The 26,973-nt window shown below is 70.7% G+C and carries 18 protein-coding genes; 6 read left to right on the top strand and 12 right to left on the bottom strand.

Translation table 11 applies throughout. The features are described 5' to 3' along the window. Positions 1–25 precede the first annotated feature (25 nt). Both AB0B64_RS08185 and AB0B64_RS08180 read left to right on the top strand, forming a co-directional pair. On the top strand, positions 26–1,408 hold the full coding sequence (locus tag AB0B64_RS08185) for an MFS transporter (RefSeq protein ID WP_357941431.1): 1,383 nt from the start codon (positions 26–28) through the stop codon (positions 1,406–1,408). After that, entirely contained in the window at positions 1,405–2,442 is a 1,038-nt protein-coding gene (locus AB0B64_RS08180) for an L-idonate 5-dehydrogenase (protein WP_358175629.1), read from the top strand. The genes AB0B64_RS08185 and AB0B64_RS08180 overlap by 4 nt, the downstream gene beginning before the upstream one ends. Before the next feature lie 71 nt (positions 2,443–2,513). On the opposite strand, the gene AB0B64_RS08175 is transcribed toward AB0B64_RS08180, so the two are convergent. Further along, entirely contained in the window at positions 2,514–2,753 is a 240-nt protein-coding gene (locus AB0B64_RS08175; protein WP_357941427.1) for a hypothetical protein, read from the bottom strand. Between the two features lie 86 nt (positions 2,754–2,839). Between AB0B64_RS08175 and AB0B64_RS08170 the strand changes: the two genes are divergently transcribed. Next, entirely contained in the window at positions 2,840–4,069 is a 1,230-nt protein-coding gene (locus tag AB0B64_RS08170) for a transposase (protein ID WP_358175626.1), read from the top strand. A gap of 112 nt (positions 4,070–4,181) precedes the next feature. On the opposite strand, the gene AB0B64_RS08165 is transcribed toward AB0B64_RS08170, so the two are convergent. The 4 genes from AB0B64_RS08165 to fxsA are packed head-to-tail and all read right to left on the bottom strand — an operon-like array spanning position 4,182 to position 7,302. Beyond that, positions 4,182–6,170 (bottom strand): tetratricopeptide repeat protein, encoded by a 1,989-nt coding sequence (locus AB0B64_RS08165; protein ID WP_358175623.1) that lies wholly within the window; start codon positions 6,168–6,170, stop codon positions 4,182–4,184. Continuing rightward, positions 6,167–6,565, bottom strand: a complete 399-nt coding sequence (locus AB0B64_RS08160) for an SIR2 family protein (RefSeq protein ID WP_358175620.1) — start codon at positions 6,563–6,565, stop codon at positions 6,167–6,169. Before AB0B64_RS08160 ends, AB0B64_RS08165 begins: the two co-directional genes overlap by 4 nt. Next, positions 6,562–7,056, bottom strand: coding sequence for a hypothetical protein (locus AB0B64_RS08155; protein ID WP_358175617.1), 495 nt, complete (start codon positions 7,054–7,056; stop codon positions 6,562–6,564). The genes AB0B64_RS08160 and AB0B64_RS08155 overlap by 4 nt, the downstream gene beginning before the upstream one ends. Positions 7,057–7,116: 60 nt before the next feature. Continuing rightward, the gene (gene fxsA, locus AB0B64_RS08150) at positions 7,117–7,302 is read right to left on the bottom strand and encodes an FxSxx-COOH cyclophane-containing RiPP peptide (protein WP_358175614.1); all 186 of its coding nucleotides are present in this window, start codon (positions 7,300–7,302) and stop codon (positions 7,117–7,119) included. A gap of 206 nt (positions 7,303–7,508) precedes the next feature. Between fxsA and fxsT (AB0B64_RS08145) the strand changes: the two genes are divergently transcribed. Together fxsT (AB0B64_RS08145) and fxsT (AB0B64_RS08140) are read left to right on the top strand one after the other, a co-directional pair. Then, on the top strand, positions 7,509–9,995 hold the full coding sequence (fxsT, locus tag AB0B64_RS08145) for an FxSxx-COOH system tetratricopeptide repeat protein (RefSeq protein ID WP_358175611.1): 2,487 nt from the start codon (positions 7,509–7,511) through the stop codon (positions 9,993–9,995). Positions 9,996–10,348: 353 nt separating this feature from the next. Next, entirely contained in the window at positions 10,349–12,862 is a 2,514-nt protein-coding gene (gene fxsT / locus AB0B64_RS08140) for an FxSxx-COOH system tetratricopeptide repeat protein (RefSeq protein WP_358175609.1), read from the top strand. Here fxsT (AB0B64_RS08140) and AB0B64_RS08135 read toward each other — a convergent pair. Together AB0B64_RS08135 and AB0B64_RS08130 are read right to left on the bottom strand one after the other, a co-directional pair. Continuing rightward, positions 12,822–14,144 carry an HEXXH motif domain-containing protein gene (locus AB0B64_RS08135; RefSeq protein WP_358175606.1) on the bottom strand — a complete coding sequence of 441 codons (1,323 nt, stop codon included), beginning with the start codon at positions 14,142–14,144 and terminating at the stop codon, positions 12,822–12,824. The two genes, fxsT (AB0B64_RS08140) and AB0B64_RS08135, sit on opposite strands and share 41 nt — an antisense overlap. Beyond that, a complete protein-coding gene (locus AB0B64_RS08130) occupies positions 14,141–15,274 on the bottom strand; it encodes an FxsB family cyclophane-forming radical SAM/SPASM peptide maturase (protein ID WP_358175985.1) in 1,134 nt (377 codons plus the stop codon). Before AB0B64_RS08130 ends, AB0B64_RS08135 begins: the two co-directional genes overlap by 4 nt. A gap of 179 nt (positions 15,275–15,453) precedes the next feature. Here AB0B64_RS08130 and AB0B64_RS08125 point away from each other — a divergent pair, with 179 nt between their 5' ends. Beyond that, entirely contained in the window at positions 15,454–15,792 is a 339-nt protein-coding gene (locus AB0B64_RS08125; protein ID WP_357941419.1) for a hypothetical protein, read from the top strand. A gap of 1 nt (position 15,793) precedes the next feature. Here the strand turns inward: AB0B64_RS08125 and AB0B64_RS08120 are convergent, their stop codons facing one another. From AB0B64_RS08120 to AB0B64_RS08100, 5 genes are all read right to left on the bottom strand, one after another. Next, positions 15,794–16,345: a hypothetical protein gene (locus AB0B64_RS08120; RefSeq protein ID WP_358175603.1), complete on the bottom strand. Its 552-nt coding sequence runs from the start codon at positions 16,343–16,345 to the stop codon at positions 15,794–15,796. Between the two features lie 14 nt (positions 16,346–16,359). Then, positions 16,360–23,727, bottom strand: a complete 7,368-nt coding sequence (locus tag AB0B64_RS08115) for a zeta toxin family protein (RefSeq protein ID WP_358175600.1) — start codon at positions 23,725–23,727, stop codon at positions 16,360–16,362. A gap of 22 nt (positions 23,728–23,749) precedes the next feature. Further along, the gene (locus AB0B64_RS08110; RefSeq protein WP_357941413.1) at positions 23,750–24,079 is read right to left on the bottom strand and encodes a hypothetical protein; all 330 of its coding nucleotides are present in this window, start codon (positions 24,077–24,079) and stop codon (positions 23,750–23,752) included. A 106-nt stretch (positions 24,080–24,185) separates the two neighbouring features. Beyond that, positions 24,186–24,833, bottom strand: a complete 648-nt coding sequence (locus AB0B64_RS08105; RefSeq protein WP_358175597.1) for a dienelactone hydrolase family protein — start codon at positions 24,831–24,833, stop codon at positions 24,186–24,188. 14 nt (positions 24,834–24,847) lie between these two features. Further along, entirely contained in the window at positions 24,848–26,860 is a 2,013-nt protein-coding gene (locus AB0B64_RS08100; RefSeq protein WP_358175594.1) for an erythromycin esterase family protein, read from the bottom strand. Positions 26,861–26,973: the final 113 nt, after the last annotated feature.

Raw genomic sequence — 26,973 nt, 5'->3', positions numbered from 1 at the left:
CGGAGTACACGATGACAGGTTCACGATGACAGACAGCACCCACATGGAGCCCGCGGGCGCCGTGACCAGAACGACCCGCGACCTCGTCAGGGCGGCCATGTCCGGCTGGCTCGGCACGGCGATGGAGTTCATGGACTTCCAGCTGTACTCGCTGGCGGCCGCCATCGTCTTCAACAAGATCTTCTTCCCGGACGTCAGCCCGGCCATCGGCCTGATCGCCGCCATGGCCACCTACGGCGTCGGCTACGTCGCCCGGCTGGCCGGCGCCATCTACTTCGGCCGGATGGGCGACCGGATCGGCCGCAAGAAGGTCCTGATCATCACCATCCTGCTCATGGGCGCCTCGACCACACTGATCGGCGTCCTGCCGACCTACGCGGTGATCGGCATCCTCGCCCCGATCCTGCTGGTCGCCCTGCGGCTCATCCAGGGTTTCGGGGCCGGCGCCGAGATCGCCGGGGCGACCGTCATGCTCGCGGAGTACGCCCCTGTAAAGCGTCGCGGCCTGATCTCCTCGCTGGTGTCTCTCGGCACCAACACCGGCACGCTGGCGGCGTCGGGCCTGTGGGCGATCCTGCTCGCCGTCCTCAGTGAGGATCAGCTGCTCACATGGGGCTGGCGGGTGCCGTTCCTGCTGAGCTTCGTGGTCATGGTCTTCGCAGTCTGGGTACGCCGCAATCTCAAGGAGAGCCCGGTCTTCGAGGAACGCCCCGACGTCGTGGACGGCGTCGCGATGTCCCGTACGCAGGCCGAGGCCGTCTTCCAGAAGAAGGATGAGGGCGTGCTCGAGGCCGGGCTCCGCCAGCGCAAGGGCAAGGCGTTCTTCCTGGCCCTCGGCCTGCGGTTCGGCCAGGCCGGCAACTCGGGCCTGGTCCAGACCTTCCTCGTCGGCTACATCGCCGCCACACTGCTCGTCGACCGGTCGATCCCGACCAGCGCCATCGTCTACGGCTCGCTGGTGGGCTTCGTCACCGTGCCGGTGGTCGGCCTGCTCGGCGACCGCTTCGGCCGCCGGCCGATGTACATCGCGGTCACGCTGCTGACCATCGCCTTCGCGTTCCCGATGATGCTGATGATCATCTCCGGCAGCACGGCGGCCCTGATGCTGGGCATGATCCTCGGGCTGAACGTCGGCGTTCTGAGCCTGTTCTCGCTGGAGAGCGTCACGATGGCCGAGCTGTTCGGCTCCCGGACCCGCTTCACCCAGCTCGCCCTGGCCAAGGAGATCGGCGGCATCCTGGCCACCGCCATCGGCCCGGTCGTGGCCGCCACCCTCACCGCCGTCACCGGCAGCTGGTGGCCCATCGCGGCGATGCTCGTCGTCTACTCGCTCATCACCCTGCTGTCCGCCGTCCTCTCCCCTGAGACCCGCGGGCGCGACCTGGTCCGGTTGGAGGACGCGGTATGAAGTCGGCCGTCGTACACGGTCCCGGTGACCTCCGGATCGACGAGCGCCCCGATCCGGAGCCGGGCAAAGGGCAGGTCCTGCTCGCCATGGAGTGGGGCGGGATCTGCGGCTCCGACATCTCGTACTGGAAGAACGGGGCGTCCGGGACCGCCGTGCTCAAGCACCCTCTGGTGCTCGGGCACGAGGTCGCCGGCCGGATCGCCGGGATCGGCGCGGGCGTCAGCGGACTGACGGTCGGGCAGCCGGTCACCGTGCACCCGGCCGAGCTGGTCGGCGACGGCCGCCTGCCCGAACGGCTCGCCGGCCGCACGAACCTCTACCCCCGGGTCCGCTACTTCGGGTCGGCCGCCTTCGACCCGCACACCGACGGCGGGTTCAGCGAGTACAGGGTGGTCCGCGCGGATCAGATCCGGCCGCTGCCCGAGGGCGTGGACACCGAGCGCGGCGCCCTCGCCGAGCCCCTCGCCGTGGCGATGCACGCCGTGCACCGCGCCGGGGACCTGCGCGGGAAGACCGTGCTGGTCAACGGCTCCGGCTCGATCGGCTCACTGGTCGTGGCCGCCGCGAAACACCGCGGGGCGGGCATGGTCATCGCCTCGGACATCGCCGCGACCTCGCTCGCCGTCGCCCGCGCGATGGGCGCGGACGAGACCGTCCAGGTCGGCGGGGACGCCACGCTCCCCCAGGACGTCGAGCTGGTCTTCGAGGCATCGGGCAGCCCGGCCGCGCTCGGCTCCGTCCTGCGGGCGACCGCCCGTGGCGGCACCCTCGTCCAGGTCGGCAGCCTGCCCGGCACGGCCGTCTCCGCGGCCCTCGGCGACCTGGTGACCAGGGAGATCACCTGGATCGGCTCCTACCGCTTCGCCGAGGAGATCGACGAGGCCCTGAGCGCCATGCGGGACGGCCTCGACGTCTCCCCGATCATCAGCCATCGCTTCGACCTCGACCGGGCGGCCGAGGCGCTCGCCATCGCCGCCGACCCCGCGAGCGGCAGCGGCAAGGTGATGCTGCGGCTCGGCGGGGCGGCGCGATGAGCGCGGGCCAAGCGGCCTCGGCCCGCGGTGAACAGGGGTCAGGCAGGCTCGGCCCGGGCGGTGAACAGGCGTCAGGCGGCCTCGGCGGCGCGGAAGGTCTTCAGCGCCTCGGGGCCGAAGTAGGCGCCGTAGCTCGTGGTGGTGTTGCGCAGCGCGTGCGCGGAGATCTGGTAGCCGGTGCCGGTGACCTTGTTGAAGTCCTGGAACCACGGCCCGCCGCTGGAGCCGCCGCCCATGTCGCACACCATCGCGTACTTCATCTGAATGGTGGCGCGGAGACCCGGTCCTTCAGGGCCGGGAGAAAACGCCACCCCTCCTTTCGAAAACAGTATGGAAAGACTCGCTCACGTTCGGTAATATGTGCGGTGGGTGATGGTCCTGTGACAGGAGGTGCACGATGGCGATCCGCCGCTCCACCACCAAACGCAACGGCCTGCCCACGGTCGTACAGTTGCGGCTCACACCCGCACCCGCCCAGGCCGACGCGCTGGCAGCAGCGGTGCTGCTGTGCAATCAGGCAGCCACCGTCGTCTCCCGCCTGGCCTGGCAGCACCGCGTCTTCACCGTGCTGGAGCTGCACCGCCTCGCCTACTACGAGGTGCGCGCGCAGCTGGCCGGGCTCGGCGCGCAAGCCGCCGTGCGGGCCATCGCCCGGGTCGCCGGCGCCTACGCCAACCGGCGCGCCACCAAGAAACGCGCCCACATCTTCCGCCCGCACGGCGCCGTCCCCTACGACGCCCGACTGATGAGCTTCAACCGGGACGCCCGCAGCATGTCGCTGTGGACCCCCACCGGCCGCGTCACCGTGCCCTACGTCGGCCGGCCGGAAGACCTCAAAGCCGTGGACGCCCTGCCGCTCGGGGAGGCCGACCTGATCTGCCGGCGCGGCGTGTGGCTGCTGCAGGTCGCCCTCACCCTGCCCAAGCCGGCGTTGCGTGAGCCGGTCAGCGGCTTCATCGGCGTGGATCAAGGGGTGGCCAATTTGGCGGTCACCTCCGATGGCGCGGTGCTGCCCGGTCCGGCGCTGTCGGGGCCGGTCGGCGGTAACGGCCATGTCCGCACCCTGCGGGAGCGGCGGCATCGCCAGCGTCGGCGGTTGCAGAAGAAGGGGACTTCTGCGGCGCGGCGGGTGCTGCGCCGCCTGTCCGGCCGTGAACACCGGATGATGACCGACCTCAACCACCAAATCAGCAAGCATGTGGTGCGCGAAGCCGAACGCACCGGCCGTGGTGTCGCCCTGGAGGATCTGCAGGGTATCCGCGGGCGGGTAAGGGTTCATCGGTTCCAGCGGCGTACCCTGCACGGCTGGGCCTTCGCCCAGCAGATCACCTTCACCCGCTACAAGGCCGCGCGAGCCGGGATCGCCTTCGTCCTGGTCGACCCCGGGTATACGTCGCAGGCGTGTCCGGAGTGCGGGCATATCAGCAGGGCGAACCGGCCGGCGCGGGGCCGGTTCATCTGCACAAGGTGTGGCCTCGCTGGGCACGCCGACCACATCGCAGCCCGCAACATCGCCACACGCGGCATAGCGGGCTGGGCTGCCATCAACCAGCCACACGCTACCGGCCTCCCCTCACCCAGACGGGACCGCGAGAGCAAACCACCAGCCTCACCCGGTGGTAGTTGATGTTGTAGCTCGGCGTCACCGAGGCGCCGCTGCAGTGCTGCAGGGTACGACCGCCGTTGCCGTTGCTGGGGTAACCGAGCAGCAGGTTCGAGGCGCCGGACAATGCTGGCAATTACCGCAGGTCCGCCAAGATCCGCCGCTGGTAGGAGGTGAGGGGCGGCCGGGTCGCCTCGCGCACGACCTGGGCGGCGCGGGCGCGGTCCCCCATCCGGGACAGGGCACGGGCGCACAGGTACGCCACCAGCCCCTGGTCACGCCCCCCGAGCAGGGCCGCCTCCAGCTCGACGGACGCCTCCTCGGCGCGGTCCAGCTCGGCCAGTGCCAGGGCACGGGCGGCGATGGTGGCCGGTTCGGCGGGCTCGCGTACCCGGTCGAGATCGCGCAGCGCCGGCTCGGGCTTGCCGAGATCGGCGAGGATCGCGCCGCGCACCCGCAGGGCGACGGGGGTGTCTCCGTCCGCCGACAGCACGCTGTGCAGGATGGGAAGCGCCGCCTGCGGGCTGCCCGTGTGCCACAGCACGATGGCCAGCTCGACCTGCACGGCCAGGTCGCCCGGCACCCTGCCCACGGCCGCCAGCAGCTCCGCGATGGCCTCGTCCGGGCGTCCCTGGTGCAGGATCACCCGGCCCGCCGCGGCCAGCGAGTGACCCACCGCCGAGGTGTCCCGCAGCCGCTCATAGACCTGGCTGGCCTGCTTGTAGCAACTCTCGGCCGCCGCCCAGTTCCCCGCCGTGTCCGCGAGGTTGCCGAGGAAGGACTCGATCTCCGCGCGTATGCGCAGCTCGTCCTCCCCGCAGGTGCGCCTGGCCTTCTCGGCGTGCGTCCCGGCCAGCTCGAGGTCGCCGTCCGCCAGCACCTGCTCGGCCACCCGCAGGTGCTGTGCGGCGCTCATAGGAGTTTGGCCGGAGCCGGGACGGGCGCTCGCACCGCCGGACGCGCGCAGCACCGGCTGGAGCAGCCGGTCGTGCTGGAGCTCGCACCACCGTGAGCCCGAGCGCATCTCCGCCTTGAGCACATGCCGGTCGATCAGCGCCTTGACCACGCTGTTGGGCATGCCCGCGGTCTGGGTCTCCCCCTCGTAGGCGGTGCCGCGGGTGCCGAGCGCGGTGATGAACGTCTCCCGCAGCCAGGCGCCCAGCCGGTCGACGGGGATCTCGTGCTCGTGCCCGATCTGGGCCAGGGCCTGGTCGAGGAAGTCGCCCAGGGATCGGTCGACGTCCGCGTGCCGTTCCACGTACTCCGGGGTGATGACGGTCAGGTCAAGGGGGCAGGAGTTCCACAGCGCGGAGCAGACGATCTGCAGCTGCACCGGCTCCACGGAGTGGGCGGCCGGGGAGCCCTCGTCGTGCAACCTCACTGTACGAAGTCTCCTGACCAGAATCTCGGCGGCCTGCGGCGCGAACGAGCGTGCTGTATCGGCGAGAGGTTCCCTGATCGCCGCCAGCGCTTCCTCATCCCGGAACGGAGCCAGCATTACCGATGCCGCAAAACCGCCGCTCCTCAGCGGCTCCGCGCGGGCCATGAACGGGGCCAGGTAGTCGTCCCTGATCGACAGGAGCAGGCGCAAATCCTCGTTGTCGTCCAATGCCTCGGCAAGCTGGGCGATGAAGGGGTTACGGAAGCGCTGGCGGTGGGAGAAGTCGAAGAAGAGCTCTTCGGCCTGGTCGATGGCGGCCAGGATGGGGATGGGGTCGCCGTACTTGTCGGTTCGGGAACCGCGAAGCCGGAAGAACTGCCGAATGGTCAGGCCCGACAGTCCCGTCAGCGACTCGCCGGGCGCCCACGACGACAGGAGGGCCAGCGTGAATGGGTTGCGTTCGGGCGACACGACGGGATTGGAAGCGGACCCGTGCGACAGCCGCCCGATCGGCAGCACGTTCACTCGTTTGTCCGCTAGCGCCGGTAGTACTCCCGCTTCGAGCAGGGAGGTCTTGCCCACCCCTGACGGCCCGTGCAGCACCGTGAGCCGGTGCGCCTGCCACATCACGGAGACCTCGTATGCCTTCGCATCCCGGCCGAAGAACCGATCCTGGTCATCCTTCGTGTACGAGCGCAGGCCGACGTACGGCTCGGCCTTCGAGCTCGGCTGATCGGCGATCACGACCGGTTCCCCATTCGCTCGGCCAGTTCCGTACAGAACTGGCGAGGGGTGCCCCAGAAGACGGAGATCTCCCAGCCGTCGAAATATCGGGCGAGATACTCCTTCGCACGTAGCGTGGCACCAGGCTTCACGTTCTCATACTCAGGCGTGAGTTGCACACTGAAATGCCGTCTGCGACGGATCGCTGAGTAACGTCTGATGAGTCCGTGGAACAGCACGCGGAACGTCCATTCCTGAAGTATGTAGCCGAGAAAGAGCAGGGGCCGGTTCGCCAGGGCATCCAGGATGATCGGGGGAATCACGTGCCGCTTGTTCTGCGCTCGCGTGGTTGTCATGTGCACCAGGAAGTCCATGTAATCGTCTTCAGTCAGCACCATGGACGACGGGAGGCTCATGCTTCCATGAAGATGGTAGACCATGGGCCGATTGGCGGCGGGGCGTGTTTCCGCACCGCGCTCGAACCAATTCCGCCATACGACAGGCCCTTGCGCCACGGGAAAATCGCCACACTGGGTTCTTTGGCGGAAAAACGGATTGCCCGTACGAGAAAGTCGTCGTAATTGGTGGCCAGGAACACCGGGACGGGAAATCGGGCAATGGACGGATGGACTTCTCCGGGCGCTATGAAGTCGGGTGGACTCATCGCCCTGAGGTGACGGCTGAATTCCTGTTTGAGCGCGGCGTCCCCGAGTACTGTACGGACGTATTGCATCACCCGCGCGAAGTCGCCGTGGTCGACGAAGGGATAGGTGTAGCGGGCCACCCACTCACGGCTCAGCGAACTGCCGGACGCGACGTTGCCGTCACTGGCCCACGCGCCGATGAACGGTGTGCAATAACCGGTACGGAGCTGATTGATCAGCCGGGCCCAGTCGGAGTCCTTCATCGGGGACGACCTACTCTCCTGGCACGACGAGGGCGTGGAGCACGAGGTACGACCCTATTTTTAGCTGGTGGCGGCGGGCCCGTCGATGCTCTGGCTGAACCCCGCGATCGGTCCCATCGCGTCTTCGCCCGCGCGCAGGAGCGTACGCAGGGCATGGGCGAGCGCTGACGCGTCCAGCTCGTCGAGGTCGGCGAGCGACAGATCACTCACATCGACGAGACCCGGCTCGGCCAGCTCATCGCTCATGGAAGCTCCTACGATCCCAAATCGGACAGAGAGAACACAGCACTGCACCGACCGAGATTAGCGTGATCAACTTATCTCTATATGGCGTCGTCCGTGAGGGAGATGCAAATGTTCCCGGAGCGCCTCACGCACTACGATAAAGAGGCCAGCGACCCCGGAGGCGTGACGTGACAGGTTCGCAGCCAGAATCGGTCAGAACGGGGCGAGTGCCCGAAGTCTGGGGCAAGATCCCCACCCGCAACGTCAACTTCACCGGCCGGTCCGGCCTGCTTGAGCGCTTGCACGCGGGCCTGTCCACCGAGGTGACCGCCGTCGTCCCGCACGCCCTGCACGGCCTGGGCGGGGTGGGCAAGACCCAGCTCGCGGTTGAATACGCGCACCGCTTCAGGGCCGAATACGACGTGGTCTGGTGGATCCCCGCCGATCAGCCCCTCCTGGTCAAGTCGTCGCTAGCCGGCCTGGCGGCGCATCTCGGTCTGGAGGGCGCCACCCGAAGCGGGGCCGAGGACGCGGCCGACGCGGTGCTCGACGCCCTGCGGCGCGGTGTGCCCTATGACCGCTGGCTCCTGGTCTTCGACAACGCCGACCAGCCTGAAGAGATCAGCCGGCTCATCCCCCAGGGGCCAGGGCAGGTGATCGTCACCTCACGCAACCACCGCTGGCAGGGCATCGTCGACGCCGTCGCGGTGGACGTCTTCGACCGCGTGGAGAGCGTGGAGTTCCTCTCCAGGCGCGCGTCACTCTCCAGCGCCGACGCCGACCGCCTCGCCGAGCAGCTCGGCGACCTCCCGGTGGCGCTGGAGCAGGCGGGCGCGCTGCACGTGGAGACCGGCATCTCGGTGGACGACTACCTCCGGTTGCTGAAAGAGCAGACCAGCACCCTGCTCTCCGAGAGCAAGCCATCGGAATACCCGATGCCCATGACCGCCGCGTGGGCACTGTCGGTCGCGCAACTGCGCAGCAAGCTCCCCGAGGCCGTCGACTTGCTGCGCTGCTGCGCCTTCTTCGGCCCGGAGCCGATCCCCCGCGACGTCTTCCGCAGGGTCGACCATCATGCCTCCGACGCCAGGTTCAGCAGCATCTTCGGGGACACGATCCTGCTCACCAGGGCGATCAGGGAGCTGGGCAGGTTCGCGCTGGCGACCATCGACTCGCAATCACGCACGATCCAAGTGCATCGGCTGGTCCAGGCGCTGCTGAGGGACGAGCTGGATGAAGAGGAGCGCCGGCGCTTCCGGCACGAGGTGCACCTGCTGCTCGCCAGCGCGACGCCAAAGCGGCCCGACGAGACGGCCAGCTGGCAGCGGTACAACGAGCTGATCGCGCACATCCTGCCGTCGCGGGTGGACGACTGCGCGGATCCGGCGGTCCGGAGCATGGTGCGCGACGTCCTCTACTACCTCTATCGCTCGGGCAACTACCAGTCCGCGCGCATCTTCGCGGAGCAGTTCGTGGCCAAGTGGGCCGAGGAGTCGGGGCCCGAGCACCCTGACGTGCTGATCGCCCAGCGTCACCTCGCTGGCATCATCCGCGAGCTGGGCGAATACCGGGCCGCTTACGATCTCGACAGCGCCACGCTGGCCAAGATGACCGACGTGCTCGGCCCGGAAGACCGCGAGACCTTGGTGCTCAGCAGCGGGTTCGCGGCCGACCTGCGGGCCGCTGGCGACTGGTCGGCGGCGAGGGAACTGGACGAGCGGCTGCGGGCCCAGCACATGACCGTGTTCGGCGAGCAGTCGCAGGCGACCCTGCAGATCATGAACAACCTGGCCGTCGACTACTGTCTCAACAGCGACTACTGGGCGGCCAGGAATCTGCATGACATCGTGCACCGCATGCAGAGCGAGAGCGAGGAGCGGATCGGCGAAGCCGACGTGCTCAACAACTGGAACGGCCTGGCCAGGGCCGTCCGGCTGACCGGCGACTCGCGGGAGGCGGTCGACCTCGGCGAGGACGCCTACGCGTACGGCGTCCAGAAGCTCGGAGCCGAGCACCTGTGGACCCTGCGCACGGCCCGCGATCTGTCGATCGCCAAGCGCAGGGCGGGCGACTTCGACGGCTCGCTCGAACTCGCCCAGGACGTGCACTCCCGCCTGCAGCGCATCATGGGCGACCACCACCCCGACACCGTCGCGGCGGCCAGCACCCTGTCCAACGCCCTGCGCGCGACCGGCGACGTCGGCTTCGCCTACGACATCGCCGAGCAGGCGGTGGCGAGATACCGCGCCATCTACGGCGAGGACCACCCCTATGTCCACGGCTGCGCGACCAACCTGGCGGTCCTCCAGAGGCTGCGCGGCGACCCCGCGGCGGCCAAGGACACCGACGAGCGGGCGCTGGCCCGCCTCGACGCCAGGCTCGGACGTGACCATCACTACACCCTGACCTGCGCCGTCAACCTCGCCAGCGACCATGCCGCGCTGCACGACCACGACTCGGCCATGCGGCTGGGCAGCGGGACGCTCGTCAGCCTACGCAGGACCTTCACCGACACGTACCCATTGCTGATCGCCTGCCTGACCAACCTCGCCCTTGACGCCCGCGCGTGCGGCCGGCAGGAAGAGGCCGACTCGCTGTACGCCGAGGCCCAGCGAGGTTACGCCGACGCTATAGGCCTCGATCATCCCGACGCGCGACTCGCCTTGGAAGCGGGCGCGCGCATGGACTGCGACTTTGACCCGCCCCCCATCTGATCCAGCCCCGACTGGGTACCTCTCATCGCCATGGCGAAGTCGTGATACAAACCCGGCCGATCGCTCTGGCGGGCCTTGCACAGCGCAAGTCGAAGCCCCAGAAACAGGATCAGGAAACGAAGCGCGCCCAGCAGAAAGGTAGCGGCCGAAAAAAGCAGTACGGTCCGGTCCACATTGTGCCTCCTGTGTGATGCGTCCTACATTCAGGGAAGCCAGGAGAGGCGGTGTCCCGCAATGATCCGGGTCAATGCTGGAATGGTCTGGACGACCCGAGACATCTGCCTGGAGAAATGCTCGGGTGATGCGGATGATACTGAACGAGTCCGTACGGGTTCGGACAGGGGCGGGTGTCGATGCCAAAAGAGCGGAACGAATCGCTCCGGGCGTTCATCGCGGCCCTGAGCGAACTACGCGGGCGGGCCGGCAGCCCGTCCTACCGCGAACTGCGGCGGCTCAATCCCGAGCGGCTGGCGCCCAGCACCGTGCAGAGCCTGCTGGAGGGCGAGCGCAAACGGCCGCCCTCGTGGCCGCTCGTCGACGCCTTCGTCCGCGCCTGCCTGGCCTTCGGGCGCGAGAACGGGCTGCGCATGGAGGACGACGAGGAGGCGTACGTCCGAGGGTGGCTGGACCGGCACCGGGGCGTCTCGGCGAGCATGAGCCAGGCGGCCGAGCCGGCACCGGACGACCGGGACGATTCCCTGCCGCGGATCCTGGGCGGCGGCACTCCGCCGGTCAGAGGCCATTTCTCTGGCCGCCGGCGCCTGCTCGCCGAGCTCGGCACCGCGATGGCCGCGCAGACGGGCTGGCCGGTGTGCCTGGTCGGGCCCGGCGGCCACGGCAAGACCCAGCTGGCCTCCGAATACATCCACCAGCATTCCTCCAGATACGTCACCGTCTGGTGGGTCAGGGCCGAGCAGCCGAGCCTGATCCGGACCGATCTGGCCTCCTTAGGGCACCGGCTCGACGAGGGCATCGGCGAGGCGGAGATCGTCTCGGAGACGCTGAAGCTGCTGCGGGAGGATCCGCGCTGGGCGCCGTGGCTGCTGGTGTTCGACAACGCCGGGCATCCGGAGACCATGGGGGCGTTCCTGCCGCGTGGCGGGTCGGGGCATGTGCTGATCACCTCCCGCGAGCCCGCGTGGGACGAGGTCGCGGTCCCGATCGACGTCGGCGTGTTCGAGCGCGGGGACAGCATCGAGCTGCTCACCCGGCGGGTGCCCGGGATGTCCGTCGACGAGGCCGGGCAGGTGGCGGAGGAGTTGGAGGACATGCCGCTCGGCGTCGTGCAGGCGGGCACGTACATCAAGGGCTCCGGCCTGGCCCCCGGGGCCTACCTCGCGCGGCTGCGGGAGCAGCCCGGCCGGATGCTGGACCAGCATCCGCCGGTCGACTACGGGCGCGGCCTGGCCTCGGCCTGGGACCTGGGCTTCGAGACCCTCGCGCAGACCTGCCCGGAGGCCCTGCACCTGCTGCGACGCTGCGCGTTCCTCCGGCCGGAGTCGATCTCGCGCGGCCTGCTGCGCCAGGGGCGGCTGCCGCTGTCGGGCGAGTCGGTCGCGGTGTTCCAGGATCCGGTGCTGGCCGACAACGCGATCCGGGCGCTCACCCGCTACGGGTTCGTCCGCCTGGCCGGTCAGGGCACGATCCAGGTGCACCGCCTGCTCCAGTCGACGGTCAAGGAGCGCATGGCCGGCGAGGAACGGGAGCGCGTACGGCGCGACGTCCACCGGCTGCTGGCCGGATTCGACTGCGGCGATCCGGACAACCGGGCGAACTTCCCCCGATACGCCGAACTGGCCGGCCACGCCGAGGCGTCGTCCCTGGCCGACTCCACGGACGAGGAGGTGCGGGGCTTCGTCACCCGGCTGGTCACGTACTTCCGGGCGATCAACGACGGGGAGGGCGCCGAGCGCTACAGCGGCGTCGCGCTCGAGGCCGGGGCCCGCACGGCCGTCCATGACAGTACGGTGGCCAGGCCCGCGCCCGCGCCGGCCCTGCCGCGCCGGACGCTCCTGGCCCAGGAGATGGAGGGCGACGACTGGGCCCGGCTGATCTACCAGGTGACCACGGGCGACTGCACGCCGATCGTCGGCACCGACGTCTCCAGGGAGAAGGCCGCCAGGGTCCGGGCGATGAGCTGGGAGTGGGCCGGCCGGCTCGGCTACCCGTTCGCGGACGCGTGGGACTTCGAATCCGTCCTGGACTATGCGGTGACGCTTCCGGATCAGGCGGCCATGGCCGAGGAGATCCTGGAGGGGCTGCGGCGGGAGTGGGAACGGCAGGACGAGGAGGACCCGCACGCGGAGGACCCGTACGCCTTCCTCGCCAAGATGCCCGCCACCTCCTACCTGACCACCGGCTACCACGGCCGGCTCGCGCAGTCGCTGCTGCGCGCGGGCCGGGAGCCCGTCATCAAGGTGCTGCCCTGGCGCCCCGAGCGCGCCGCGGCCGAGCCCGTGGTCGCGCCCACCCCCGAACGGCCCCTGGTCTGTCACCTGGCCGGCTCGTACGACCTGCCGGGCTCGCTGGTGCTGTCGGAGAGCGACCGGCTGAGGTGCCTGCGGGTGGAGTACGACCAATGGTCGCCCGACATCCTCGGGGCGCTGGTGACGTACCCCTTCCTCATGATCGGCTACAACCCTCGGTCGTCGTCGTTCGACCTGCTGATGTCGCTGCTGTCGGGCGTCCCCAGCCCCAAGAGGAACATCATGGTGCTCTACGATCCGGGCCCCGGTGGGATGGAGGAGGCCGCCAGGAAGTATCACCTGGCCAGGATCGCCCGGCTGAACATCCGCGCGGCCGTCTTCTGGGGGGACGCCCGCGACTTCATCCAGGAATTGTCGCGCCGCCTGGAGACGACGGCGTGATCATGCCATTGCGCTCCTCCCACATCCGGCTGTGGGCCGCCGCGTCCTTGTGCGCCTTCTCGATGGCCTCGGCGGAGACCTCCTCCTCCCGCCAGGCGTTCAGGGTCTCGGCCATCCGGGCGACGAAGCGCTCGCCGGGCGGCGTGAGGAACCCGCTCTCGGCGATCACCCGCGTCGCCCCCTCCGCGGCCTCCCACCAGCGGTAGAATTCGGCGCTCGCGGCCAGCGCCGCCTCCCCCTGCTCGTGCCGCCGCTGCCTGCGCCAGAACCCGCTGACCCCGACATAGGCGTACGCGCCCTGGAAGAGGCCGCCCAGCGGGCGGGGATCGTTGCGCCACGGCGCGTAGTAGCGCCGGTCGCCGGACGGCCGCAGCAGGGGCAGCACGTCGAGCACCGCCGACAGCTTCCCGTGCTGCACCTCGTGCGCGAACGTCAGCGCCAGCGTCGTCGCGTCGGGCGGCGTGGACAGCGCCACGCAGCCGAACGCCTCGCGCGAGCTGCCGCTGATCTGGTCACCGGGTACGTCGGTCAGCGGCGTCAGCACGCTCGTGGCGACGGACACCTCTTCGGCGACGGTCCGGTGATGGGCGAGCATCAGCTCCCACGCCTGCCGCAGCGCCTCACCCCAGACGGCCAGCTCGTCGTCGGACAGCCGGTCCGCGGCCAGCCGGGCGCCGGGCATCCGGTACGGGTCGAGGTCGTCGACGCAGAGCGAGAGGGTCTCGCCCTGGGCCGTCGCCTCCAGGCGGCGCAGCGCCTGCCAGCCGGGGGCGTCCTGATGGGGATCGTCGGGGATGCGTACCGTCTCGTCGCCGATCACCTCCGCCGGGCCGCCCGCGCGCCTGACCGTGGCCGAGGAGCCGCCGAGCACGGCACGGCCGAGCGACGGCAGCATGATGCCGCCTTCCTCGGCGGGCACCTCGATCTCGAAGTCCATGCCCGAACGGACGGCGGCCGCGGCGGCCACGGCGGCCAGCCGGGCGGGCGAGTGCCCGCCGGACCCCGTCGCCAGCGCACGGTAGGCCAGCGCGTGGTAGGTACGCCAGGCCCAGGCGCCGACGGCGGGATGACGCAGCACGGCCGCCACCGCTTCCGGGCGATGACTCTGGGCCTCGCTCAGCAGCCGGTACGCCTCCGGGGCGACGCGACCGACCCCGTGGATGAGCAGGACGTGCTTGCTGTGCTGAGCGCTGAGCAGCAGGCGGGCCGCCGCCGCGCCGCCCGCGCCCGAGCCCAGCGCCTGGAAGTGCTCGTCCGGGATGATGTGGTGCTTGAGGCTCATCGGCGCCCTTCCAGCAGGGCGGCGACGTCGCGTTCGACCTCGCCGCGGATATGGGTGATCAGACGGAACAGGTCATCGCAGCACACCGAGCGGTTGCCGAAACCGCTGTCCGGGTCGTAGCGGTGCGCGTAGAGGCCGCCGCCGCAGACCGACAGGACCGGACAGTCCTGGCATTCCTTCGCGAGGGCCTCGGCGCCCAGCTGTCGGCTCATGACGGCCGGATGCCGGAGCACGGCGTCGAAGGTGTCGCGGGCGACGTGGAACCCGGTGACGGGAGCGCCGGGATAGGCGGACTTCAAGGTGTCGGACTGCTGGATGCCACCGTCGGCCTCGATCACCACCATCCGGGCCGGGCCCAGCCCGAGGCTCTCGCTCGACGACGTGCCGCCCATGAGGAGGTGCAGGATGTCGGCGAAGAGCCGTACCTCGGTCTCCCTCTGTTGCGCGCCGTACCACCGGTCGAAGATCGGGATCAGCCAGTCGGCGTACGGCGTCGCGCCGTCCTCGGCGGGCAGGCCAGGCGGCGGCTCGGCCCAGTTGCCGTGCGGCAGGAGGAAGTCGATCCGCGGCGGCCCGGACTCCAGCAGCGCCTCGTAGGTGGTGAGGGGGTCGCTGTCGAGGTCGACCGTGCAGAGGAGCCCGCCGTACAGGTGGAGGTAGCGCTCGGTGAGCAGGTCGAGCGCGGCGGAGACGGTCGCGTGGCTACCGCTCCCGTCGGCCCGCCGCCGATGCCGATCATGATCGGCGGCGTCGCCGTCCAGGCTGAGGCCGACGCGGACCCCGAGATCGTCGAACAGCTTCAGGTACGTCTCGTCGAGGCGCATCCCGTTGGTCTGCAGGCTCACGTCGAGACGTACGCCCGGCCCCAGGGCCTGCCTGACGGCCCGGACGGTATGGGCGATGTGGTCGGCACCGGCCAGGAGCGGCTCCCCGCCGTGCAGGATCAGGTGGACGGACGGCATCCGGTGCGCGTGAGCGTGCTCGGCGATCCGGGAGGCGGTGTGCGCGATGACGTCTTTCGAAACCCGACGCGGCTGCTCTTTCCAGCTTTGATCGGCCATTTCGTAGACATAACAATAATCGCACCTCAAGTCGCATCTACTATGTATTTTTAGGATGAACTGGCACAAAGGCCATGGCTGCCATCCTTCCGGCGACAGCGGCGTGACCTGGGGCTTTATCTCGCCCAGCCAGGTTTCATGCGAGCGTGGCACGTGGCCGAACCTACCCCGCCATTCGGCGGCGTCCAGCATTAATCGGTAGCATGGCGGTCCTGACGATGTCGCCCGCTGAGAGGACGAAACCCCGAATGTCGCAGCTGGATCCGTTCCGGCATTGCCTGACGTCCCTGCGCTATGAGGGGGACGGTCCGGGAGAGCCCATCACTCTGGAGCAGCGGGCGGCGGACCTGCGGCAGCGGCTGGCCGGCGATCGTGGGCTCGACGACCGGCAACCCGGCGAGCCGGCCCGCAACGTGACCGTCACGGAGCTCCAGGCGATGATCATCGCCGACCTGCTGGACGAGCTGGCCGCGCGCCTGTCCCCCGGTGCCGCCTTCGGGCCGGGCGACAGCGGGGAGGCGCTCGCGGGCCTGGCCAGGGACCTGTCTCAGGAACTGCTCGGCCAGACGTTCATCGGCACTCGGTGAGTCAGTCGCGTAGGAAGTCGGCGGCCTGACGGCGTAGCCGGTCCGGGGCAGCGGCCCAGACGGGGGCCCGGGTCATCGCCGCCAGCTTGACCTTCTTCACCTCACGGGGCGCGTCGTCGCGCACTCCGAGGTGCTGCCACAGCTGGTCCAGCTCGTCGTACGGCAGCTCCCACGACTCCCCGATCGCGCCCTCCGGCGGGGTCGGCGTCAGGAAGACCTCGTCAGCGGTCTGCGGCGGGTCGACCTGGACGATCGTCAGGCCGAGGCGTTCGGCGGCGTCGCGGAGGAGCCGACGGTGGCTCTCGACGGTGTCCGGCGGCGGCGCCCCGTCGGCGAACAGGGCCAGCAGCCAGCCCGACTCGCCGACCCGGGAGAGATCCAGGACGAGCCGCGCCCCGGCGCCGTCGGTGAAGGTGCGGTGTGCCAGGCTCGCCTCTTCCCCCGGCCCTTCGGCGCGCGGGACCTCGTCCAGGTCCAGGGCGCCGATCAGCTGCCGTACCTGATCGGCGGCCAGGTGCCCGTGGGCCAGGACGCGGAGTGCCGGCCAGAGCATCGTCACTCTCCCTCTCATCGGGTTGACGGCCCGTCGGTGAACGGTCCATCGGTGAACGGTCCGTCACCGGACGGCCCGCCCGTGTCGGGTGACCCCCAGGTGGTCAGCCAGGCTCTCGGGTTGGCCGGGCGGTGGATGATCCAGTCGGTGTCGCGGAAGTGCGACGAGAGCTCGGAGCCCATGCTCGTCCCGTCGAACGGCCCGCTGGACTCGAACAGACCCAGCGATATGGGCCGCCCCAGCGCCGTCTCCCAGTCATTCTTCCACGCCGCCAGCTCGGGAAAGGCTCTCATCAGGCTGTCCTTGTCGATGTAGCCGTGGCCGCCCATGAAGTCGCCCGGATAGCGGCCGGGCGGCCAGTGCGAGCGGGCCACCTGCACCATCGCGCTGCTGGAGATGTCCATGTCATAGTCGCTGGGCGGCTGCTCCAGGCCGAGCCGGTACATCGAGTCGAACGGGCGGCGCAACGGACGGTTCGGGTCGTCGCCGAACCATTCCCGGAGCCTGCGCAGCGCCTCCGGGTTGCCGGCCAGCTCGTCCTCGGCGGGAAACGTCTTGTGCAGCCCGGCGAAGAACTCGGCGCCGGTCCCCTTGAGCCGGATGTCCACTTCGGCCGGTCCGATGCCGTCGCGCCCGATCGCGTCGAGCAGCTCGCCGGCGTAGCGGTGATACCGCTCCGGTGTCATGCCCATGGGGGCCTGCCGGGTGACGAGCCACTTGAGCTGCATGGGGGACATGCCGAGGAAGTCGAGATCGCGCTTGGTGACGTGGTAGCCGGAGTCGTCGTGCGGCCACCACGACGGATAGGGTTCCTGCCCCTTGAGCACCCGGTCGATCCGGTGGCTCAGCGGGTCGGTGAGGTCGAGTTCGCCCGTGGTCACGGGGGTCGGCCGCAGGGTCCAGCCGCCGTGGTCGCCGACGGCCACCGGTGGTTCGGCCTCCCCGAAGGACCCGCCGATCCCCGCGGAGATGTGGTCCAGCGTCGCCAGCCGATCGCCCGGCAGCGAGACGAACTCGCGCTGCCCGAAGAAGCCCATCCCCGTGAGCGGCACGGAGATGATGTCCCGCGCGGGCTTCCTGTCGATCAGGAGCACGCCGCGGCCGGGGAGGGAGTCCAGCCAGTCCATGACCACCTGGCGGTCGGCGGACCAGCTCGCCAGCGGCCGGTGCCGCATCTCGAACATGTCCCCCGGACGCAGCCCGGCCCACGCCGAGTGCTCGCCCTCCGGCCACGCCATGCCCCGGTAGGCGATCACTTCCTCGATGCCGCGCCGGGCCAGCTCGGCCTGGGTGAGCTCGTACTGGCGGCGGATGAACTCGCGCAGCGTCTTGCGGTTGTACAGGAGCTCCATGTCGACCGCGCTGCGCGTCTTGCCGTCCATCGGCCAGGACATCGCCTCCGTGAGACCGAACTCCTCCTGGACGACCTCCTGCAGCGCCAGCACCCGTACGTTGCTGTTGGCGTTGCGATGCGCCCAGGCCCCGAGGAGCTCGCTCACCGCGATCCGCCGCACCAGGATCTCGGCGAACGGATCGTCCATCCGTACCACCCTGTCCGGCGCGTGTGCCGGGTCGGCGGGGTCGAGCGCGTCGACGTGCAGGACCCGCGCGCCCATGGACGGATACCGCTCGTTGAACGGCGCGAGGACGTAGTCGCCGTCGCCCAGGCGGTTGACCATGTCGGAGCCGACGTGCAGGCCGACGGCGGCCAGGACCAGCTCCGGCGTCGAGGACCGCATGCTGCCCGCGAGGGCGTTGATGGTGTGCGTCTTGGCGGGGCTGGTGTCGGTGAACGCGCCGTCCCCGGTCAGGAGCGCCTCGGCGACCTGGCGGTGGTGCGTGCGCTCCGGGGAGCCGGGCGGCGGAGGCGGCGCGTAGTGCCCGACCGGCTCCGTCACGGGCAGCGTGACCGCGTGGTCCGCCGCCCTGGGCAGCAGCGGCCCGGTGCCCCGCGCGTGCTCGGCGACGTGCCAGAGGCGCTGGAGGATCGCCTCGTGCAGGTGGAGCCGGTTCATGCGCTCGAAGAGCGGGCGCAGACCGTCCAGCTGCCGCTTGATGATCGCGATGTCGTTCGGCGGGATCGGGTTGTCAACCCATCTGAACACGCGTGGCTCGGTCTCGCGGAAGAACGTGCGGACGAACGGGTTCGCCGCGTCGGGGAGCAGCAGGTGGGACGCGGCCCCGTCGCCGACCCCGAGGAGGGCACCGCCCCGGCCGAGCGCGAGATCCTGGAGGGTGACGCCGTGCTTGGCGGTCACCGCGTGATACAGGCCGAGGAACACGCCGTCACGGGTGGCGGCGCGCTGCCAGGACTGGTCCGTCGCCTGCTCGCCGGGCATGTGGTCGCTGTAGACGTCCCGGCTGCCGAGCGCGTACGACAGCGGGACCCGCGCGCCGACCGCGCGGCCCACATGCGAGTCGAGCACCTTGACCGTGGCGTCGCCCGCGCGCGCGTACCGCTCGTAGGTCGCCTGGGTGCCGTCGTCGAACGTGACGAGCTCCCGGTTCAGCAGGCCGTCGCCGTGGGCGAGCGGCTCTCTCCTCGTCACCCGGGCGCCGGTGACGGGATGGGCGGGCAGGGTCAGGGCCGGGGCGTCGGCGAACCCGTACCTGGCCGCCGCCGGATAGACGGGCTCGCTCTCCGCCGGGACGGGGGACTCGCCCTCCAGCACCGCTCGGACGCGCGGCCAGCTGGCGGCGAAGCCGGGGTGCAGGTCGAGCTCCGTGACCCTGGAGATCGGGATCCAGGCCATCGCCCCGGACTCGCTCCCCTTCACGGCGACGGGCATCCGCTCGGCGACAGAGGCGATCACCGTGTCGTACGACCAGCCGCCGTGGTCGTCCCTGACGACCTCCTCGACGTGGACCTCGCCGGGCGGCAGGTCGCTCTCCTCGACGGTCTCCCGCAGGGCCGCCTCGGCCGCCGACTCGTGGCTGTCCCGCGCGCCGCCGGGCAGGGACCAGGTCCCCCCTTGGTCGACGGACGGATCGCGCTGCTGCATGAGTACGTGCGTCTCGCCGCCGGGGGCGCGGTGGTGGACCAGCAGCCCGGCCCCGCCGAAGAGGCCCCAGTGGGCGTGGCCCTGCGCGCAGTTCACCCACCCCTCGCCCGGCATCGGCGGCAGCTCGGGCGCCGCCGCGTGCCCCGCCGCGAGTCCCTGCCGGGTCGCCAGGTCCTGCACCGCGGCCACCAGGGACTCGCCGGCGCCCTTCCACGTGGCGTTCGCCTCGCGCAGGAGTTGCTGCAGCTGACGAGCCTTCTCCTGCGCCCTGGGCAGGTCCCCCAGGATCTCCTTCAGGTGCGTGGCCCAGCGCTCGACCGGCACCCTGTCCTCGAACCCCTGCTCGACCAGGCTGGCGCGGGTGAGCTCCGGCGGGAAGCGGCCGGGATCGCCGAGCAGGGCGCCGACGCCGCTCGACCGGGGCACCAGGATGGGCACCGCCGCGCCCGCCGCCTCCAGCCCGACCAGCCCGAACCCCTCGCCCCGCGACGGCATGATCACCACGTCGGCGTTCCGCATGTCCGCCAGGATCTCCTCGCGGTCCAGCGTGAAGGGCTTGATCTCGACCTCACGGCCCGCCACGTTCGACAGCCGTTCCTTCACCTCGGGCACGGTCTCCGAGGCCGCGCCCCGGATGACCAGCCGGACGTCCAGGTCCTTCTGCAGCTCCCGGATCATCAGCGCCGCCTCGTGCCCACCCTTCTGGGCGGCGTCGGCGCGGCCGATGAGCAGGACGGTACGGGTCCGCTCCCCGAAGAAGGGCCGCTGCCGGGACAGCTCGAACGGCACGCCGGGCAGGAGCTCATGGACGGGCGGCACACGATCGCCGGGGTTGGAGTCCGCGAGCCGCTGCGCCTCCGTGGCGAGCACCGGGCCGACGCCGGCCAGCATGTCGGCCTCGGCGACCAGCGCCCGCTCGATGCCCTCGAAGTCGCGGCCCAGCGCCTCCATGTCCGCGATCCGGCCGAGCGCGCCGGTCACCATGTGCAGGACGTGCACGAGCGGCGCGTCCGGATACAGCTGGTCACGCGCCCGCAGGGCCGCCGGGCCGGAGTAGCGGCTGTGTCCGATGACCACGTCCACGTCCGGTGGCAGCTCTTCGCCGTCGAACGCCAGCTGGTCCATCTCGCTGCGCCCCGGGTCGTACTGCCGAGGACCGATCACGTGCAGCCGCTCGCCGCCCGTGCCGCTCGGCACCTCGTGCCCCACGCGGACGTACACCTCATGCCCCGCCTCCGCGAGCCCCTCGACCAGCTTGCGGTTGACGGCGATGATGCCGCCCTTGTGGGGGTCCCATTCGGTGCAGTACGCGAGCACGCGCAGCCCGGCCCGGCCGAGCTCATGCTGCTCGGCCAGGCGGTCCCACTCCTCGGCGAGCTCCCGGCTCAGCCGTTCGCGCTCGGCGGGCGCCGCCTCGGCCAGCCGGCGCTGGTGCTCCTGCCAGAGCCGCTCGCGCTGCTCGACCTGCTCCTCTCGCAGGACGCCGTCCGCCTGGGCCGTGTAGCGCTCCCGAAGCCGCTCCGCCCGGCCCTCCGGATCGAGATCCACGCCGTGCGCGGCGGCCATGTCGGCGATCTCGGGCAGCTGGGCCCGCAACTCTTCCGGCAGCCTGCCGTCGAGGTCCGCGTACGTCCTGCGGAACCAGTCGGTCTCCTCCTGGGTGAACGGGCGCTCACGCGCCTCCCGCAGGATCTCCTCGGCTCTGGCCGGGCCGCGCCAGTGTCCCGTGTCGTCGAGGGAGTTGCGGTACACGATCTCGCCGCCCCATTGGTGGAGGGTGATCGCTTCCAGGTACCTGGCCCGGTCGATGGCTCGCATGGTGTCGGGGATGCCGCCGTAGCCCTGGTCGTGGATGTCCTGGGAGACGAGGCGTCCGTGTCCGTCCCGGTCGCGCATCTGCTGGTAGCGGTTGAGCACGGACAGGCGGCTGATCGGCGCCGGAACGGCCATGACGTGGGCCTCGGCGCGGTAACCGAGGGCGTGGAACTGGGCGGCCTCGGCCTCGACGCCTTCGCTGCTGTTCATCGCGCCTTCGCGGATGAGGTTGACCCGCAGCTCGGCGGCCAGGGCGATGACCTTCTTCATCCACGCGTACGCGTCGCCGCCGGCCTGTTTGGCGGCTATTCGGTCGTTCTCGGCCATCAGATGGGCGTACCTCGGGTGGTACTTCAGCAGGCCCTCGAAGTCGGCGATGAGGGCGCGGTCGGGACCCATGCCGTCCATGGCCGACTGCTGGGCGGTGGTCTTGCCCGACGCGGCCTGGCCACCGATGAACACGATGCGCGGGTGCTCCGGCCGTCTGACGCCCGCCATCAGGTCGGGGACGATGTCCCGCCGGAAGATGAGGTCGTTGTCCTCCTCGGTCAGCTTCCACTGGTCGGGGCCGCTGGTCTCGTACTGGTACGGCCGCCCTTGGCTCCGGTCTTGGGCCGGGCCGTACATCTGCGGGGGGACGGCGTCCTTGCCGCTCAGGAGGTCGAAGAAGCTCCGGCCACCGGTCACCGGATCGGCGGTGCTCGCCTGCGGGCGCCGGGTGGGGATGTCCTCGGCGGTGCGCGGGCCGTCACTCGGGGTGCCGCCCGGGATGTCCGCCTGCGCCGTGGCTGTCGGCTCGGCCCGATGAACGGCGTCGGTCTGGGTGGAGCTGAGGTTGTCGCGGACGTGGTCGAACGAGGGATCGTCGTGGACGGGGGTGTGGTCCGGCGGGACAGAGGGCGCCTCGGCCGGTCTGGCCTGCGGGCTGACCGTAGGATCCGCTACCTCGGCGGGAGCTAGCGGGTCGGCGGGAGGTGACGGCTCAGCGTGCTCGCGCGTGTCCACGTGCTCGGTCGTGTCCGCCTGGCCCGCCGGATCCGTCGGGTCCGTCGGGTCCGTCGGGTCCGCCTGCTGTTGTGGCTCCTGTCGGGGCTGCTGTCCCGGTTCCCGGTGCTCTGGTGCCTGTTGTGCCGGTTCCGGGCGGTGTGACGTCCTCGTGCTACCGGCCGGTTCTGGCCTGGACATCGGCACCTTGGTGTCCGGTACGCCCCGGGGGACCTCCGCACGTTCCCGGGTAGCGGCCACGTCCTGCGCCGGGAAGCCCCTGGCCTCGACCGGCCCACCAAGACCAGCAGGTGTGTCCGGCGGCGCCGAGACGGGCGACGCCGGAGCGGGCGGCGCGGCGGTCGCGGCGGCGCGGGCCGTGTCGCCGGCCAGTGCGGCGGTGGTGGCCGTGTCGAGGGCCTGGCGCGGGTGGATGATCGCGCTCATGACGTCGACGCTGAACGGGCTGATCGTGTTCGTCCGCCCCACGCCCGCCACGACGCCCCCGAGCAGCGATTCCGCGGTCGGCATGTCCCACTTGCCGTACACGATGCCGTTGGAGACCAGGCCGGCCGGCGTCGAGATCACCGCGTTCGTGAGGCCGGTCTGCAGCGCCCTGCCGGGAAAGCGCATGACGGCGTTGAGCGCTCCGGGAGCATCGCCCGCGGCGGCGTTGAGCGATCTGATTCCGGGCAGCCGCCCGACGAGCCCCGCCACCGGCCCGGCCACCTTCGACGCGAGCACCGCGCCCGAGGCGTCGCCCAGGATCGTGGAGGCGGTCTTCTGCCCGTCCCACTGGGTACGGGTGCCCCGATCCATCTGCTCCTTCTGGGCGACGTAGTCCATCAGGAAGCCTTCACCGATCTCCTCGGGAATCTCCCTGAGCATATGGCTGGCCGCCGCCCTGGCCAGCAGCCCCTTGCCGGCCTGCCGTCCGCCCAGCGCGGCCAGCTTCGGCGCCTGCTTGATGGCGGCCGACCCGGCGTACCTGCCCTTCGCCACCCGTTCCAGCCAGGTGAACACCTTGTCCATGAACGTCCGCAGCCGTCCGGCGAACTTGCCGATCAACGGCGTCAAAACGCCCGCGCTGGCCGCCGTCGCGAACGCGGAGATGGCGATGGACGAGACCGTGATCCAGAATCCGGCGTTGATCAATAACTTGGCGTACTGCGTCTCACGCGCGTAACTGTCGTGCTGGAGGGCGTACGCGTGCGCCAGCGCGGCGAGGGCCGGGATGCCCTTCCCCTCCGCGAGCAGCTGGTCGGCCTGCCTCTTGAACTCCTCGGCCGCCGAACCGAAGTAGCCCTGCATGATCAGGTCACGCGCCGTGCCCCCGGCCGCCGCGAACTCCAGCGCCGCCTGGCTCCAGTCCTCGAAGGCGACGGCCAGCGCCGCCTCGCCGGACTCGCTGGCCTCCGGCCACATCTGTCCGGAGGACAGCAGCGCGATCAGCGCGTCGCACCACGCGGGCAGACTCGTCCCCCACGCGGGCGTGATGTCCGTGGCATAACCGCCGCTGCCGATCGTGTCGTCCTGCCCGGCCAGAGGGCTGGTGACCGGGGTGCTGACGTTTCGGGTCACGCCTTCCCTTCCCCACGCATGATCAGGACGGCATCACGCGTCTGGGCGCCACCAGGTCGGCGTCGGCACCGGCCGAGTTGGCCACGTTCTCCGTGACCGCGGGACCGGCCGCCACCGCGAAGTCCGCCGACTCGGCGCCCGCCCGGAGCATGGCGTTGGGGCCGTCGTCGGCCAGGTACGCCTGCTCGAACTCCCGGCCGGCCGAGTCGTGCCCCCACGGCGCGGCGGCGTGCAGGCTCTCGATCCTGCCCCTGGCCTCGGCCAGCTTGTCCCGCAGTTGGACGGCCGCGTCCGTCCATCGCGCCACCCCGCCATCGACCACGTGCCGATGGATTTCCAGCCGCTCTCCCATGGGCCTGTCCTTTACGCGCGTACGCCTGTACCGCGAATAGACGCTAGTGCGCGACGGACCCGACGGAACCACGCTTCACCGATCGTCGAAACGATCTGCTGACACTTCAGAGGCGGGTGACGAACCAGTCCGTGGCCAGCCGGGCCACCTGCTCGAGCGTGCCGGGCTCCACGAACAGGTGGGACGCGCCCGGCACGATCTCCATGCGGACCTCGCCGGGCATCCGCCGCATCGCCCGGAGGTTGAGGTCGATGACCGCCGGGTCCTCGCCGCCGACGATGAGCAGGGTGGATTGGCGTACCCGGGTGAGGACGTCGTCCGCCAGATCGGGACGCCCGCCTCGGGAGACGACGGTCCGCACCGCGTCGGGCCGCTCCGCCGCGGCGACCAGGGCCGCCGCGGCGCCGGTGCTGGCGCCGAACAGGCCGATGCCGAGCTCCGCGGTCCTGGTGTCGGCCCTGGCCCAGTCGGTCAGCGCGGCCACGCGGTCGGCGAGCAGGCCGATGTCGAACCTGAGCTCGCCGGTCACGGCGTCGCGCCGTTCCTCCGCCGCGGTCAGCAGGTCCGCCAGTACGGTGACCAGGCGAGCGGCCTGGAGCCGCCCCGCGACGTAGCGGTTGCGCGGGCTGTGGCGCCCGCTGCCGCTGCCGTGCGCGAACAGCACCGCTCCGCGCGGCTCGGCGGGCACGGCGACGTCGGCCTCCAGGGCCACGTCACCGATCGGGATCCGCACGCCGGCTTCCGCGATGTTCATGATCCCTCCCGAGGCTAGACCGCGAACGGGTACGTCTCGGGCGCCTCGCCCCGCTCCCAGACGGCGGTCCGCTCGAGCGGTTCCAGCGCGCGGGTGTCGTCGATATGGATCAACGCGTCGAACTCGTCGGCCACCCGGGCCTGGAAGTAGTGGCTCTGCCGCTCGGTCTGAGGCCGGTAGATCACCCCGATGGCCCGTTGCAGCCGCGCCGTCCGCAGCACGTCCGCGGCGGGCTTGGCCACGTCGAACCAGAGCAGGAACTCCCCGCTGCTCGCCTGGTGCAGCAGCTCCTCCACGCTGCCGGGCAGCGCCGGCCGGACCATCTTGCGCTCGGCCGGGCCGCCCCAGTCGTCGGCGGCGGTGACCGTACCCGAATAGGTGGTGAAGCCGATCAGGCGGCATTCGCCGGGGTGGCGCTCGCGGATCAGCCGGCCGACGTTGAGCTCGCCCCGGGCGCCCATCTCGGTCGCCCGCGCGTCGCCGAGGTGGGAGTTGTGCGCCCACACCACCAGCTTGGCGGGCTCACCACGGACGCGGCCGAGATGGTCGGCCAGTGCGTCCAGGGCGTCGGCCATGTGCTCGTCGCGCAGGTTCCAGGAGGAGATGCGGCCGGTGACCATCGAGCGGTAGTAGCGCTCGGCCGACCGTACGCTCACGGCGTTGCGCTGGGCGTGGAACAGCTCGTCCTCGGCCGGCAGACCGTCTTTCCTGGCGTAGTCGTACGCGTGCCGCTGCAGGTCGGCGAGCTGGGCGACCACCTCTTCCTCGCACGACTCCCCCGCGCCGAAGGCCGCCGCCAGCCCGTACGACTGGGCGTCTCCGTCGGCGTGGTCGAAGCACGCGTACCGCTCGCGGGCCCGCGCGGCGGCCTCAGGGGAGACCCGGTCGAGGTAGTCGATGACGTCCTGCATGGACCGGTACAGGCTGTACAGGTCCAGCCCGTAGAAGCCGGCCTTGCGCGTCTCGTCGCCGACCCGGTCGTTGTGATCGCGCAGCCAGCCGACGAAGTCCACGACGGCCGTGTTCCGCCACATCCAGGTCGGGAAGCGCTCGAAACCGCGCAGCGCCTCCTCCACCGTCTCGTCCTCGCCGCGATCGCGTACGTAGCGGTTCACCCGGTAGGCGTCCGGCCAGTCGGCCTCGACCGCCACGCCGTGGAAGCCGCGTTGTTCGATGAGCTTCCTGGTCATCTCCGCCCGTGCCGCGTAGAACTCGGCGGTGCCGTGCGAAGCCTCCCCGATCAGCACCAGCCAGGCATCCCCGACCAGCCCGAACAGGGTCTCGTCCGGGGGCACGCCGTTCTCGACGACCGCGGCGGCCATGCGGATGATCGCCGCCTCTGACCGCCCGCCGCCCGCGCGCGTACTGTTCGTGTTCCCGGGTCGTGCCGCCGCCCGCAGCAGCTCCCGTACCTCTTCGTCGGTGACCTGGTCGAAGTCCCAGTACGCCTGCCCGACGGCGAAGAACGGGGACGGCGTCGTGGCGCACACGACCTCGTCCACCTCCAGCCGCAGCTCCTCGCAGGTCGAGCTGGGCGCGGCCGGCACCGCCACCACGATGCGCTCCGGCCGCAGCCGCCGCACCGCGAGCAGGGCCGCCCGCATGCTCGAACCAGTGGCCAGGCCGTCGTCGACCAGCATGACGGTCCGTCCGCTCAGCTCCGGCATCGGCCGCCCCTCGCGATAGGCCAGCTCCCGCCGTACCAGCTCGCGGCCCTCCCGCTCGGCCGCCCGCCGCACGACCGACGGTTCGATGCCGAACCCGCGGACGACCTCCTCATTGAGCACGATCACCCCGCCGCTGGAGATCGCCCCCATCGCGAGCTCCTCGTGCCCCGGCACGCCGAGCTTGCGCACGAGGAACACGTCCAGCGGGGCCTCCAGCGCGGCGGCCACCTCGTAGGCCACAGGTACGCCGCCGCGCGGCAGCCCGAGCACGATCACGTCGTCACGATCGCGGTATTGAGTCAGTAGACCGCTCAGTGCCCGTCCGGCGTCCCGGCGATCACGAAAGGTGTGATCTGCCATAACCGTCCCATCCCATCTCGTGACAGAGCATGTGACCTGCTCCTACTCCCTCCCTTCCCTCCCTTGGACAATCAGTCCCTTCCGTGGATTAATCACTCGTGTCTCGTCCCAGT

The organism is Nonomuraea sp. NPDC049129, assembly GCF_040648495.1.
Lineage (GTDB): Bacteria > Actinomycetota > Actinomycetes > Streptosporangiales > Streptosporangiaceae > Nonomuraea.
The sequence above is the reverse complement of the archived record's forward strand: the minus strand, read 5'-3'. Positions and strand labels throughout refer to the sequence as shown.